General features: G+C 46.3%; 12 protein-coding genes. 2 read left to right on the top strand and 10 right to left on the bottom strand.

Going from position 1 to position 14,840, the window contains the following annotated elements; translation table 11 throughout:
- Positions 1 to 19 precede the first annotated feature (19 nt).
- Positions 20 to 1,138 (bottom strand): hypothetical protein, encoded by a 1,119-nt coding sequence (locus tag BEL04_RS13025; RefSeq protein ID WP_175404075.1) that lies wholly within the window; start codon positions 1,136 to 1,138, stop codon positions 20 to 22.
- A 234-nt stretch (positions 1,139 to 1,372) separates the two neighbouring features.
- Positions 1,373 to 2,152, bottom strand: a complete 780-nt coding sequence (locus tag BEL04_RS13020; RefSeq protein ID WP_066005268.1) for a MerR family transcriptional regulator — start codon at positions 2,150 to 2,152, stop codon at positions 1,373 to 1,375.
- A gap of 344 nt (positions 2,153 to 2,496) precedes the next feature.
- Here BEL04_RS13020 and BEL04_RS13015 point away from each other — a divergent pair, with 344 nt between their 5' ends.
- Positions 2,497 to 5,391, top strand: coding sequence for a DEAD/DEAH box helicase (locus tag BEL04_RS13015; RefSeq protein ID WP_066004527.1), 2,895 nt, complete (start codon positions 2,497 to 2,499; stop codon positions 5,389 to 5,391).
- Positions 5,392 to 5,521: 130 nt separating this feature from the next.
- Here the strand turns inward: BEL04_RS13015 and BEL04_RS13010 are convergent, their stop codons facing one another.
- Positions 5,522 to 7,264 carry a S41 family peptidase gene (locus BEL04_RS13010; protein WP_066004524.1) on the bottom strand — a complete coding sequence of 581 codons (1,743 nt, stop codon included), beginning with the start codon at positions 7,262 to 7,264 and terminating at the stop codon, positions 5,522 to 5,524.
- A gap of 71 nt (positions 7,265 to 7,335) precedes the next feature.
- Positions 7,336 to 7,551 (bottom strand): hypothetical protein, encoded by a 216-nt coding sequence (locus BEL04_RS13005; RefSeq protein WP_066004522.1) that lies wholly within the window; start codon positions 7,549 to 7,551, stop codon positions 7,336 to 7,338.
- A gap of 110 nt (positions 7,552 to 7,661) precedes the next feature.
- Here BEL04_RS13005 and BEL04_RS13000 point away from each other — a divergent pair, with 110 nt between their 5' ends.
- Positions 7,662 to 8,249: a porin family protein gene (locus BEL04_RS13000; RefSeq protein WP_066005267.1), complete on the top strand. Its 588-nt coding sequence runs from the start codon at positions 7,662 to 7,664 to the stop codon at positions 8,247 to 8,249.
- A gap of 97 nt (positions 8,250 to 8,346) precedes the next feature.
- Here BEL04_RS13000 and BEL04_RS12995 read toward each other — a convergent pair whose 3' ends face one another.
- The 6 genes from BEL04_RS12995 to BEL04_RS12970 form a co-directional block, all read right to left on the bottom strand.
- Positions 8,347 to 8,841: a hypothetical protein gene (locus tag BEL04_RS12995; protein ID WP_139113034.1), complete on the bottom strand. Its 495-nt coding sequence runs from the start codon at positions 8,839 to 8,841 to the stop codon at positions 8,347 to 8,349.
- A 67-nt stretch (positions 8,842 to 8,908) separates the two neighbouring features.
- Positions 8,909 to 9,457 carry an AAA family ATPase gene (locus tag BEL04_RS12990; protein ID WP_066004517.1) on the bottom strand — a complete coding sequence of 183 codons (549 nt, stop codon included), beginning with the start codon at positions 9,455 to 9,457 and terminating at the stop codon, positions 8,909 to 8,911.
- A 24-nt stretch (positions 9,458 to 9,481) separates the two neighbouring features.
- Positions 9,482 to 9,994, bottom strand: a complete 513-nt coding sequence (locus tag BEL04_RS12985; protein ID WP_066004515.1) for a hypothetical protein — start codon at positions 9,992 to 9,994, stop codon at positions 9,482 to 9,484.
- A 123-nt stretch (positions 9,995 to 10,117) separates the two neighbouring features.
- Entirely contained in the window at positions 10,118 to 11,257 is a 1,140-nt protein-coding gene (gene bshA / locus BEL04_RS12980) for an N-acetyl-alpha-D-glucosaminyl L-malate synthase BshA (protein ID WP_066004510.1), read from the bottom strand.
- 93 nt (positions 11,258 to 11,350) lie between these two features.
- A complete protein-coding gene (locus BEL04_RS12975) occupies positions 11,351 to 13,174 on the bottom strand; it encodes a serine hydrolase (protein ID WP_066004508.1) in 1,824 nt (607 codons plus the stop codon).
- Positions 13,161 to 14,798, bottom strand: a complete 1,638-nt coding sequence (locus BEL04_RS12970; protein ID WP_066004507.1) for an amidohydrolase — start codon at positions 14,796 to 14,798, stop codon at positions 13,161 to 13,163. Before BEL04_RS12970 ends, BEL04_RS12975 begins: the two co-directional genes overlap by 14 nt.
- Positions 14,799 to 14,840 lie beyond the last annotated feature (42 nt).

Below are 14,840 nucleotides of genomic sequence, written 5' to 3'. Positions count from 1 at the left end.
TCGCCGTCTCATACACTCATTAAAGATTTTTTAACCCGATCTGGTGATTGGTATAATCAACCAGAAATTCGTTTTGGGTAAAAAAGTCGATGCCGAAAATGCTACGGTTTTCGCCACTGCTGGCGGGGTTTTCAATTACAGTAGTATAAGCCGAATTGCTTATTGTATAAATATAATTAAAACCGTTACTGGTAACTATTCTCACCGTCGAGCCTGTGGCCAAAGCGCTGTATCCGGTACCGGTATATTTAGGATCCTGGATAACCGATGCTGACGTATACCCGGTACTGAATGCCACCGGCCCGCTCAATGATGTGCCGTTGTAAACGATAGTGCCGTTGATATAATTAGCATAACCCGCACCGCCTGCAAGCACGCTAAGTGGGTGCAGGTTAAAGCCGTTCGATGCTTCCAGGTCGGCCGGTGTTAAGCCGATAGTAAGTATACATGCGCCTTGCGAGATATTAAAGTTTACCATGCTCAACTTAAAACCGCTGATCAGATCGCCGGAAACAGGCAGATAGGTTAGCGGACTGGCGATAAGCTTATTCCCGTTACTGTAACCGTGCGCAATACCAAACAGGTCGGCGCCATGCGCAGGTACCGGATTGCCCGACTGATCTACAGCTTTATAGTATAAAAAGAAGGGGATACGTTTTGTTGTGATCTGCGGGCCGGAGCCATCGCCGAAAGCCACGGTTGCATACGCCAGGTTGCCATATAGCTTAGTGGCGTTAAGCATATCGCCGTGGGTAACAATTCCGGTTTTATTGGTAATGGTGATGCCGTTGTAAATTACCGAGTCGCCGGTAAAGATAAACCCCGAACTGCCGATCATCGATGCGGGCAGCAGCCCCGAAGCGTCCATATCCAAACCAGCGCTTATGGTAGATAAGGTAACATCTTTCTGTACGCTCGCGGTACCTAAAGCCGAAACTGAAAGTGTTAATTTTTTACCGGCACCGGCCACAACCGTACCGGTAAGTTTAATAGCGGCGATAGGTTTTGTACCTGTGCCAGTGGTAGAATTTAGCAGCGAGGAACCATCGCCTTTTTTACACGATGTAGCAAGCCCTATGCAAAACAGCACAGCTATTACAAGCGACAGTAAATTAATTGCGGGGCGGGGCATTCTCATAAAAAACTCAGTGTCAGGTCAATGATAGTAAAATTAATCCATAACTAAAAACCAGGCCCGTTAAAAACGCGTTTAGGGGATTTTTGGTATTGAAACTAATAACAGAATAGCGGGTTCTGTGTTTGCAAAAGTGCCGCGGATTGGGTATATTTATAGTAACCAGGAGCAGCAGTAAAGGCATAAACGGTTGAAATATTTCTTACTTTATCCCCCCTGCCACCCCTGACCGGTTCTTTATTTCAGACTGGTATCTGCGTAATAAATCATCGCATTACGCATAAAGGCGGCAAATTCGGGGTCGGGTTTACCGTTTTGAGCCATGTAACGATCGTCGGCCATGTATAACTCGGCCAGGCCCTTATATCTTGCCGTATTAAAACCTTCGTGCGGCGCCAGGCCCCAAAAGCCGCATATATTGATGTAATGCCTGGCAATCTGTTGTTGCACGGCGTTGTTTTCAATACGGTCGCCGGCTAAAAACCTGAACCTGAGCTGATGCCTGATGTCCTTTTGATCAGATTTAAGTTGCTCAAGGTCGCTCTGGGGCATTGCCAGCAGCATTTCTTCGGACCGGGTGACGGCCAGTTCGCCCCATTTTTCTATAGCGTCGTTGCGCCATGCGGTGGCTTGTTCCTTCGGCATGCCCTCGTAAAGCTCTTCGTAATTTCTCATGGTTTTGTTCTTTAAATGATTAACGGTTTTGTCGATGGTAACCAACAGCGTGTTTAAGCGTTCCCTCTTTTTAACCAGCGCTGCACGATGACCACCGAGTGCAGTAATGAGGTCAAAATCCGGATCGTCGAGTATGCGGCAAATGTCTTTAAGCGAAAAATCGAGTTCGCGGTAAAACAGTATCTGCTGCAAGCGCAGCAGTTCGGGTTCGCCGTAGCGGCGGTACCTGGCCTGCGTGCGCCGGGATGGGGTAAGCAAGCCAATTTTATCGTACAAATGAAGTGTGCGCACACTCACGCCGGCCAGTTCGGCTAATTGCTTAACTGCGTAGTTGGTATCCATCTTTTTGTTATTTGATACAAAGCTATGGTATGACGTAAGGTTAGAGTCAAGTACTTTTTTCAAATAAATTTTGAAGGGGCGCATTTCTTCCAAAAAAATGTAAAAATGATAATCGAAAGAAAGTTTCAGGTGAAAAACACCGACAAATACCCCCCTGCTCGCCGGGGCCTGTTGCAAAGTTCATAATATTTCGATTTCCCCGCTTCAAGGGATAGCATTTACAGTTTATTAACATCGGCCACTGTTAACAATTTTTTCACATCAAAAACTTTTGATTAATACAATTAATAACTACGTTTGAATTTTTTGTTGATGTAGCTTCCACAAATTTTTACATCAACCCAATGTTACGCGTCGATAGTACCAGGCCATGTCAAATCGTATATGCTGTTTGCAAACACGAGTACCTGTCGTATGTCATTGAGCCTCACATTGTTCAGTTAAATCCCAACGGCGAATTTTCACTAACCTACCAGCGTTTATTTTCGAACACGGCCAAAGAGTTTGCGTCGTTTTTGGATGAGACAGACCTGAAACTGATCAAAATATTGGAAGACCTTGAGCAGGCCGCGATCATCCGTAAATACTATAAAAAACAGATCAGGCCCATCGAGTTCTTCTCGAAAATATTTAACGAGCAGTTTTATGAAACCATACGCCCAAAAATGGAAAAGCGTATGGTTGAAGCGCTGGGGCTGATGCACCATAAACAGGTGTACCAAATGAGCAAGGAGGGTTACCCTGCCGGTAAACAACTGCAAATGGCTACCGAACCAGCTTCGGTACTGTTCCACTTTCGCCGTAATGAGGAGGAGATCCGCTACTTCCCAACCATCAAATACCAGGGTATGCGCATCGAGTTTATGTTTAAAAATGCCGAGGTGATCTGCAACCAGCCCGCCTGGATGATGCTGGATGATACCCTGTATTACTTTGATAAGGAGATAGAAGGCAAGAAGCTGGTACCTTTCCTCAACAAGCGTTATATCGCCATACCGCGCTCGTCCGAGCAATCGTATTTTGAACGCTTTGTGGCACCGTTGATAGAGAAGCACCATGTATATGCGGAGGGCTTCAAGATCATTAACGAAAAGCACGAAGCCACACCGATACTGAAACCGATCTATATCGAGAACGGCATATCGCAACTGCAGCTTTACTTCCGCTACGCCGATTATGTTTTCCCTTACGGGGATGGCAGGCTGGTTTCGGTACGAATAGAGAAAAACGGCGATGAGTACAGCTTCCATCGCGTTAAGCGCTCAATAGCCTGGGAAAAAGGAAGGTTGGAACAACTGGAAAACCGGGGACTGAAGACCGTATCGTCGCTATTCCAAAACCTCGAGGTGGCTTCGACCGAAGAAGATGAAGACCAATCGTTTTCGGTATTCGAGTGGCTCAACCAATACCACGATGAGCTATTAGCCGAGGGTTTCGAACTGGAGCAACCCGATGGGCAAAAACGTTACCTGTTTGGCAGCAGTAAGATCGACCTGCAGGTAAGCGAGAATAACGACTGGTTTGATATTTATGCGGTAGTGCATTTCGGGCCGTACCAGATTCCGTTTATGGAGCTGCGCAACCATATCCTGAACCGTAAAAAAGAATTTCTGCTGCCTTCGGGCGAGATAGCCGTGATACCCGAAAAATGGTTTTCGCAATACGGCAACCTGCTGGCTTTTGCCGAAAGCGATAAGGACCTTAAACTCAAGAAGCACCACGTTGGCCTGATTAACGACCTGACAGATGGCGAAATGGCCAGTATCTCCATCAACCGCAAGCTGCAAAAATTAGTGGAGTTTGAAGAGCTGGAAGAAGTGGCCATGCCGGTGAATTTTACCGGCACGCTGCGCCATTACCAGCAGGCAGGCTATAACTGGTTCCATTTTTTAAAGGACTACCATTTTGGCGGCTGCCTGGCAGATGATATGGGCCTGGGTAAAACCATACAGACGCTGGCCCTCATCCAGAAAAATAAAGAGGAAGCACAGGCAGCGGGCAAGAGCAGCACTTCGCTCATTATTATGCCTACCTCGCTCATCTATAACTGGCTCAACGAGGCCAAAAAATTTACGCCGCAGCTGAAGCTGATGATCCATACGGGCACTTTCCGTAATAAATCGCCCGAGGTATTTGGTCATTACGATGTAGTGATCACGACCTATGGCATTACCCGTATCGATATCGATGTGCTGAAAGAGTTCTTTTTTGATTATGTGATACTGGACGAAAGCCAGAATATCAAAAACCCGTCGTCAAAATCGTATAAATCGGTAAAACAACTCAAATCGGCCTACAAGTTGATACTGAGCGGTACGCCGGTTGAAAACTCGGTGAATGACCTGTGGACGCAGATGTCGTTCATCAACCCGGGTCTGCTGGGCAGCCAGCAGTTTTTTCAGAACGAGTTTGTAACCCCTATCGAGAAAAAGAAAGATGAGGAAAAGGCGCGCAAACTGCAGGCCATCATCAAACCCTTTGTGCTGCGCCGTACCAAAGAGCAGGTGGCTACCGAGCTGCCGCCAAAAACCGAAAACCTGTTCTACTGCCAGATGAGCGAAGAACAAGCCAATGTTTACGAGAAGGTAAAATCGGAATACCGGAACGAGTTATTGAAAAGTTTGGAAGATGGCACTTTCGCACAGTCGCAGATGCAGGTGTTACAAGGCCTCATCAAATTGCGCCAGATTGCCAACCACCCGTCGATGATCGATGAGAATTATGAAGGCGATTCGGGCAAATTTGAGAACGTTACCCACACATTGACCAATGTGCTGGATGGCGGCCACAAAGTGCTCATATTTTCGCAATTCGTAAAGCAGCTAACTATTTACCGCCAGCATTTTGAACAGGAAAACATACCATACCTGTACCTGGATGGCAGCACGCAGAACCGCGGCGAGATCGTAAAAAAGTTTCAGGAAGATGAAACCACACGCGTGTTCCTCATCTCGATCAAAGCAGGGGGCGTAGGTTTGAATTTAACCGAGGCCGATTATGTTTTCATCCTCGACCCATGGTGGAACCCGGCAGTCGAACAACAGGCTATCGACCGTACGCACCGCATCGGGCAAACCAAAAACGTGTTCATTTACAAGTTCATCACCAAGGATACGGTTGAAGAAAAGATACTGGCTTTGCAGCAACGCAAGCTAAGTTTATCGCGTGCACTAATTACAACCGAGGAGAGCTTTATCAAATCGCTTACGGCTGAGGATATCAAGGAGATTTTGGGGTAGGTACCAACGCCATTTGTCATCTCGACCATCGGGAGAGATCTTCTGCAAGAGAAATATGCCCGGTGCAAAGTATGTAACAGAAGATTTCTCGCTATCGCTCGAAATGACAACCAAGGTAAAATTATCGCTCTCAATTACCGCTCTTGCTGCTATCGCCTTTTACAGTGGCCATAGCCATTGGCTTACCGATGATCTTGTACGAACCTTCGCCTTTTAAAATATTAGCCACCTCATTCTTATCGTTCATCAGCTTAGCGGCACGCGCAAGTTCCTTATCGTACTTAAAGTTACACTGGTAACGGCCTTTTTCGTAGTAGTAGCGCGACGCGATCTCGTTCTCGAGCACTTGTTTGATCTCATCTTTATGCTGCTGCATATCGTTGGCTTTGGCGCTTGCCAGTTTAGCTTTCAGCGATTCGTATTCGGTTTTGATATCGTCGAACTCTTTATCGCGGTCGGCTTCGGTTTTCAGGTCGGCCAGTACTTTTTCGGAGCGGTTACTGTATTTATAATCCTTGTTTGAAAGGAACCTGATGAAATCGGCATAATCGGCATCGCTTAAAGTAAATGTTTTAGGGTCGCCTATTTTTGGATGGGTATTACGGTATTGCGTAGCATAATCAAATATCAGCAGCTTGCCTACCAACACCTGGGTTACATTGGCAAAACGCTCCTGCGGGATAAACAAATCGGGGTAGATACCGCTGCCATCGTATACCGAACGACCATCCTTGGTCTTATACTCGTGCATCAGCGAATCGGCAACCTTATCCACGCTGCCATCGGCATTGCGGTGGGTATAATCCAAAGCCTGTATACACCGGCCCGATGGTGTGTAATATTTAGCGATGGTGATCTTAACCAAACTGTTGTACGGCAGGTTGAAAGTTTGCTGCACCAGGCCCTTGCCGTAGCTGCGCTGGCCGATGATCACGGCACGGTCCAGGTCCTGCAGTGAACCGGCAACAATTTCTGATGCCGAAGCCGAGTGGCTGTTCACCAGTACGACCAAAGGCAGGTTAGGTTCGATAGGCGTATTATAGGTATGATAAGTGTAGTTCTTATCTTTCACCTTACCCTTTTGCGATACCACTTCAACATCTTTAGGTACAAACAGGTTCACGATCTTTACGGCCTCCTGCAAAATACCACCGCCGTTTGAGCGCAGGTCGAGGATGATACCGTTAGGGTTATTTTTTTTCAGGTTGACAAGCGCGTTGGTCACTTCGTCGCCGCTGTTCTCTAAAAACTTATCGAGCTTAATGTAACCCATATTGCCCTCAACCATGCCGAAGTACGATACGTTGGGCTGTTTGATCTCATCGCGGATGAGGTCCTTTTCGATAGGTTCGGCAACACCGTCGCGTTTAAGCGTGAGTTTGATGGGTGCGCCTTTACTGCCTTTGAGCAGGGCGCTTACCTGGTCGCTGGTTTTACCGTCGAGGTTGATGTCGTTGATCTTCATCAGTTGATCGCCGGCATGCACATCGCCTTTTTGAGCAGGGAAACCTTCGGCAACTTCGGAAATATATACCTTTTTGTTGCGGGTAAATATGCTGGCGCCAATGCCACCGTATTGGGTGCTTACGTATTTAAGCTTGTAGTCCTCGATCTCCGATTCGGGTACGAACTCGGTGTACGGGTCGAGCCCTTCGAGCATGGCATCCACACCGGTTTTCACCAGTTTCGACGGGTTGATCTCATCAACATAATTGATATTGATCTCTTTGTAAACGGATGCAAAAACATCCAGGTTTTTCGATATCTGGAACAGATCATCGTTAAAGCTCCACAAAACCACGGCAAATGCAAATACCCCGGCAGCTATCCCCAGCTTCTTATAAGTTTTAGTCAACACAACGCGCCCTTTCATGCTAAATCAGGTAATAATGTGGTATAAATGTATAAAAAAACACTTGCTGTTTAAGCTTGTGTTAAATTATTTTACAAAATATTGGTATCAATGTTTACCAAAGCTTTACGCAAGGTAAAAACAACGTATTTGCGATCGCGGTTGATCAGGCCCATCAGGCGGTTTATCAGTTCATCTTCCTTGCCGGCAGTATATTGCAGCTGCTCATCAGTTAAATGGTTATACTTTCTTCTAACCTTAATTTTCACACGTTCCCAGTCTTTGTTGCTTATGGTAATCTCAGCCATTTCTCAATTTTATTTTGAACAAAAATATAAAAATCAAAGCATTGTCGTTTTATTATTTGGTTCAACTTTTGTTGTACTCTATATATCTGCCAACTAAAACTGAAAAAACTATGAAAAAGTATATGTTAAGTATAGCGGCAATGCTGCTTCTAAGCATCGCGGCTAAGGCCCAGTTCACCCTGGGTTTAAAAGGGGGGATGAACATCTCCAAGATCAATACCGATAATGTTTCCGAATCAACTGTAACCGGATATCAATTTGGCGCGTTTGCACGCATAGGTAATGGTCTTTACCTGCAGCCCGAAATGTACGTAGGCAGTAAAGGCGGGCAGTTCAATTTCGATTCGAACGGTACCAATACCGGCGGCTCGGCCAAAGTAAGGTTCACCTCGCTTGATGTACCGCTGTTATTAGGAAAATCCTTCGGGGCCAAAAGCCTGAACTTCCGCATTATGGCCGGCCCAATTTATTCGTACATTTTAAATACCGACCAGAGCTTTTCGGATAACTTGAGCGCCGCTTACAGAGACCTCGGCAATTACGACCGCAGCACGCTTGGCTACCAGGCAGGTGCAGGTATTGATTTAGGGAACATTTCGTTAGACGCACGTTACGAAGGCGGCCTGACCCAGATCAACCAAAAATATGGCCAGCGTCAAAATCTGTGGCACATCAGCTTAGGGTTTAAGATATTGTAACCCCTCCCAACCCTCCCCTAAAGGGGAGGGCTTTTAATTAACGCTTAACGAAATTTATTGCTTTAGATCTCCCTTTAGGGAAGATTTAGAGGGATTTTTACTTCGTTTTTGTAAACGTATAAATTACATACCCTATTTTGCTGCTGCCCACTTTAACCGGCGTTTTAAGCACCATGGTATTACCATCAATGCTGCCGATAACTAAACGGTAGCCCGAATCAATATCTTTAGCTTTATCGCCCTGGTACACTTTTTTAAACTGAAAGGCCGGGTCTTCGCCGTTACCGGGATTGTAATACGACCAGTAAATGCTTTGCGACATACCGTTTACCAAACTGTATTGCCCGTTGCCGCTATTGGTGAGTATCCACGTGCTATTCACAAAGGCTTGCGGTGGCGCCTGATCGAATACCTTTTGAACTGTGCCGGTAACAATATCCTGGTAAGTAACCGTATTGCACATCCAGGTACCTACAAATTTACTGCGCGAGGCCCCTGCTGTATAGGATACCGCCTTTTGCGTTGTTGAACATGAACTAAAAAGCAAGCCTGCAAACGCAATTATTAAACTGTATTTAACTAAATTCTTCATTGTTTTTATTTTGTTTATTACCCCATAACACACAGAGGTGCCCAATGTTAGTAAAAACCGTTAAATTTTACCTGGGATAATTATCAACAGCCGCCAAAACCAGCTTTGTCCGGTACTCGACCGAGGTAACGCCGTCGATGCGGATCAGTTCGCATTTGAGTTTCGACATCCAGTTAAGGTGCACGCCGAGCGATCTCCTGGTTGATGCCGGGTCATCGTATGAAGCCGCCCATGCTATAAAATCGAGGTATTGCTGATGGCGCTCAGGGTTTTTATAGATCACATCGCCATAACGTTCGTATTCGCGTTTTTTTAACCGGTCGAGCCGCACCTGTGGCGGTACGTACAAAAACACGGCCAGGTCAAAAGCTAACAGCCATTCGTCGCCCCAGCTTACCATCGAACCGCCAACGATATAATTTCCGTCCGTCAGCGAAAGATTGTCTTTCAGTAATTGATTGCGCAGGTGAGGCGCTCTCCGAACAGTAAACGGCGGGTCTGATTTCTCCCAAAAGAAATCATCGTTATCAAAATAAGGGTATTGCAATTGTTGAGCAAGACGTAGCCCTAAAGTGGTTACACCTGATCCTGATGCACCGAATATGTGTATGCGCATAATGATGGAGAATTCTGAATCTGGTTACGAATCCATATCAAGGGTTAAAAAGATTTGCCCGTTCGCCCGTTTGTAGATGTATAAAGTATTGAGCGCTAAATCTGCAAGATCATGACCCCAAATACCATATTTGCCGTCGGTTTGATTCCTGTTAAGCAGTTGTTTTCGTTCTTTTTGAGGGATTATCTTTATATGTGATGTTTGTTCTTCCTCAGCATAAATTTCGCGGTACTTCTCATTCACCAGCCAAATAAAGTCCTTACGCGACATGCCGTTTTTGCCCGGCGTTATGGTAAATATTGCGTTATTTTTTAAAGGATAATCAATTATTAAAGAACAAGCCCCGGGCTGAATAATGATCTCATCTGCATCAAGAAGCCTGTCAATTTCTTTTTCGGGGTTTTCGATATCTATCCACGGCATAATGCCATCTTTAAATATTGTATCGTCTTTTAATGCCTTTACCCTAAACCTGATCTTTTTGATCAGCACACCTAACGTATCGCTATTGTCCTGTTTCTGACTAATAGCTTCCATCTTTAATATTGTATCCTTTGCCGTTGCAGCATTATCATGGGTATGACGAAAGGTGCAACTGCAAAGTAAAATCGCAATAGTGAATGGAATATGCTTAATCATAAAGACTTTTAAAGCTCAATATCAGGCTATCGCTTTGCTCCGCTCAATCACCTCACGGTAATAATCCTCGTAAACAGGCCGTATCAGGCTCAGATCAAACTGTTTGGCACGGGCCAGCGCATTATCCTTAAATGTTTTTAAACGGGCATCGTCCTGCAAGATATAGATCGATTTTTCGGCCATGCCTTTTACATCGCCCGGATCGCATAAAAACCCGGTCACGCCTTCCACATTCAGTTCGGGCAAACCGCCCGCATTCGAGCTGACAACCGGCACGCTGCAGGCCATAGCCTCCAGGGCTGCAAGGCCAAAGCTTTCTGTTTGCGAGGGCATCATGAACAGATCCGACACCGACAGGATTTCTTCAATCGCTTCCTGCTTGCCTAAAAAACGCACGTTGTCGCAAACGCCTAGGTCGCGGCAAAGCTGTTCGCACTCCGACCGCTCGGGGCCGTCGCCCACCATCAGTAACTTAGATGGGATAACTTTATTGACGATGGCAAATATCCTGATCACATCATCCGTACGCTTAACCTTACGAAAGTTGGAGGTATGGATCAGTATTTTTTCGCCGGCTGGCGCTATGGCTTTCTTAAAATGATCTTTTGCTTTCAGGCTAAAGCGTTTCAGGTCGATAAAGTTTGGTATTACCCGTATCTCGTTCTCGATCTCGAAAAAATTCAGGGTGTCGTCTTTCAGGTTTTGCGAAACTGCGGTTACGCCGTCGGACTGGTTGATAGAGAAGGTAACCACCGGTTTATAAGTGCGGTCCTTGCCTACCAAGGTAATATCGGTGCCATGTAAAGTAGTAACAACAGGTATGTGTATGCCATAAGTAGCCAGTATCTGTTTAGCCATAAACGCCGCCGAGGCGTGCGGAATGGCATAATGTACATGTAATATATCCAGGTTTTCGAACCTTACCACGTCAACCAGCTTGCTTGCCAGGGCCAGCTCGTAAGGAGGATAATCAAACAGCGGGTATTTGGATACGGAAACTTCGTGGTAAAACAGGTTTTCGGAAAAGAAATCGAGCCTGGCGGGTTGGTTATAGGTAACAAAATGCACCTGATGACCGATATCGGCTAAAGCCTTGCCTAATTCAGTCGCAACTACGCCGCTACCCCCAAAGGTTGGATAACATACAATGCCAATTTTCATATTGGATACGTGTTAATTAAAAACGACGCAAGTTAAATCCAATATTTTCAATTATTGTGAGCTGTATGTAAAATAATAGGTGTCACGGTTAATTTACATACCTGCGCTAATTGCCTTATAAATAGCATCTTGGATGCGCCCGCGAATCTTCAGCTGCGATAACTTATCGCTCACTTTAGGGTTTACGCGGTTGGATAAAAATATATAAACCAGTTGGTTCGACGGGTCGACCCAGATACAGGTGCCTGTATAGCCGGTGTGCCCATAGGTATCGGGAGGCGCCAGTTCCGACGGGTAATGTAACGTGGTATTCGGGTCCCACATATCAAAGCCTAAAGCCCGGCGGCTGATGTCGGATTGTCTTCTGGTGAAATCGGCAACTACTTCGGGCTTGAGGTATTGCACGCCGCCGTAAGTACCGCCGTTAAGCACCATCTGGTATAAAATGGCCACATCGTTGGCGCTGGCAAACAAACCCGCATGGCCCGCAACGCCACCCATGAGCGATGAGGTAGGGTCGTGCACATAACCGATCAATAGCGCATGGCGGTATTCTTCGTCGTTCTCTGTCGGGATGATCTGGTCCTTTTTAAAGCGGTATAAAGGCAAAAAACCTGCGGTTTGCATACCCAAAGGTTTATAAAACTGGTTCTGTACGTAAACATTTAATGGCGTAGCCGTAATGCTTTCTTCTACTTCGGCCATCAATATCATACTCAGGTCGCTGTATACATACTTGCCACGGGTTTTAAGCGGCGAGTTCATCATATCCGGGATCATGACATTTTTGTAATAATCCTTACGCAAAAACAGGTTATCAGTCAGCCTTGTGGGGAAAGCGGCCGATGAATCGGCATTATAATCGGTAGCCGGTTTCACCTTTGTATAAGTCGGGATATCGGGTATCAGCCCGGCCTGATGTGTCAAAATCTCCCTGACTTTGATATCGGCTTTATTGGTATTGCGGGTTTTAGGGATGTAGTAGCCCAGGGTCGAATCGAGATTCAGTTTTCCTTCGCCGGTTAGTTTCATCGCCTCCATCGTGGTGGCCGAAACCTTGGTCATCGAGGCCAGGTCGAAGATATCGGTCAGTTTATCCGGCATGGTCTTATCATAGGTATGAAAACCATAGGCCTTGTTAAAAATAACCTTGCCGTTGCGGGCAACGAGCACCACGCAACCGGGAGCCGCATGCTCGCTGATGGTTTCGCGGGCGATATCGTCGATAGCCATCAGGTTACCCGAGTTGATGCCTGCGTTTTCGGGAACGGTATATTGCAAACGTGTTTTAATCGTCGGAAAGCCTGTACCTGCAGTATATTTCGGCGAAAGGTTTTTGGTGAGCTTTTGCGTTACCGCGATACCGCCGAATACCACCTGCGCCGTATACGAAGCCGATACCGGTGTTTGTGTCAATGTGTAGACGATGGGTGCGGTTATGGCATCAGCGCCCGCGAAAGGTTTCCCTGTTCCGAACAACACGATAACCACGTTTTTGAGGCTCTTGTTACTGTTGATGAAATCGACCAGCGGCTTATTAGCCAGTTCGGCTTCGGTTACCTCGATGATAAGCGTATTGTACAATTTCAGATCCTGGGCCAGGTCGTTAAGATCCTTAACACCCATGTATTCGTTACCGTTAAAAGACTGAACTTTCGCATATTTATTGGCGATGCTATCAAATACGGCTGCCTGGGGGCAGGTAAAATGAATACTGGCAATCTGTACCTGGTCGAGGTTTTGCAGCGGCACCAGTTGCTGTTGGTTATTGAGCAGTACCGTACTTTTTTCGAGGCTTTTTTCTTCATTTAAAATAGCCATGTTAAGCATGTGCGGGTTTTGCGCACAGGCCATATTCATCATCGATAGTACTAACATTAATGCGCAGAAAACGCCATTAACTTTATTTTTGTTCATATACCTTTTCTCCGTTCACATAGGTTTTGAGCACCTTAACCTTTGGTATTTCGGCGCCGTTAATTTTCATAATGTCTTTATCCAGTATCACAAAATCTGCATACTTGCCAGCTTCGATGCTGCCTTTCTCTTTCTCCTCGAAATTGGCTTTCGCCGCCCAGATGGTCATCCCCATCAAAGCTTCCCTGCGGCTCAGGGCGTTCTCCATCTGGAAGCGGCCTGCAGGCAAGCCCTGCAGATCTTTACGCTCCACGGCAGCATAAAAAGTATACATGGGGTTAATGTTTTCTACCGGGAAATCGGTACCCAAAGGTATCCAGCCGCTTTGGCCGAGCAATTGTTTATAGGCGTACGCCCCTTTCAGCCTGTTGGCGCCCAGGCGTTTGATAGCCCAGTTCATGTCGGATGTGGCATGCGTTGGCTGAACCGATGGCACGATGCTGTTATCGCCGAACATTTTAAAATCGGATGGGGCGATGACCTGCGCATGCTCAATACGCCAGCGTCTGTCGTTTTTACCCTTGAGCATTTTAGCGTAAATATTCAGCATTACCCGGTTGGCCGAATCGCCGATGGCATGGGTGCACATCTGAAAACCGTGATCGTATATCTTCTGTGCAACATCGGCAAAATGTGCCTGGCTGCTCAGTAAAAAGCCTTTCCATTTTTTCTGGTCGCTGTAATCCTGCAATAAACACGCGCCGCGCGAGCCCAGCGCACCATCAGCGTACACCTTAAACGCCCGGATATTTAAACGGGGGGTTTTGATGGCGCCGTGTTTAAACAGATAAGTGTAATTATCAGGTTTGTCGGACAGCATAAGGTATATCCGCATTTTAAGCGCGCCTTTATTTTGTAACTGGCGTAGCTGACTGATCACATCGTAGTCTTCGCCGCAATCATCAACCGTGGTTAAGCCAACAGCAAAACAATTACCCTGAGCGGCCATTACTGCGTTTGTTCCCTGCTGCTCTGTCGGCGGCGGTATATGGTGCGATACCAGCCCCACGGCATTATCAACCAAAATACCTGTGAGTTTGCCGTTGACAGTTTCTATTTCGCCACCGGCTATGGTTTGACCGGGTTTAATGGCTGCGATATTTAAAGCGGCCTGGTTGGCAATAGCAGCATGCCCGTCGATACGGGTCAATATAACCGGGCGGGCCGGAAAAAGTGAGTCGAGTTTACCTTTATTCGGGAATTGTTTTACGGCCCATTTGTTCTGGTCCCAGCCACGGCCAATCAGCCAGCCATCAGGGTTGAGTTTCGAGAAAGACAATACGGAATCAACAACCTCGTTCCAGCTTTTGGTAGCTACCAGGTTTACTTGTTGCAGGCTAAGGCCATACCTTAAAAAATGCGTATGTGCATCGATAAACCCCGGGTAAACGGCATGATTACCGGCATCCACAACTTCGCGGGCGTTGTATTGTTTTTCGAGGTCTTCGGATGCGCCTACAGCTAAAATTTTCCCAGCTTTTACCACAAAACCTGTGGCTGTAGTAAATTGATTATCGACGGTGTAAACCTGGGCGTTTTTGATCAGCAGATCGGCATTATACTCTTTTTGCTTGCAGGCTGCCAATAAAAAGGGAAGCAGCAAAGCTGGTAGCAGTTTCTTCATAGGCTATTAACGCAAAAAATACTCAGCGGTTTTGTAAACTTG

Source organism: Mucilaginibacter sp. PPCGB 2223, assembly GCF_001705515.1.
Classification (GTDB): Bacteria; Bacteroidota; Bacteroidia; order Sphingobacteriales; family Sphingobacteriaceae; genus Mucilaginibacter.
This window is presented reverse-complemented; position numbering and strand designations above follow the sequence as displayed.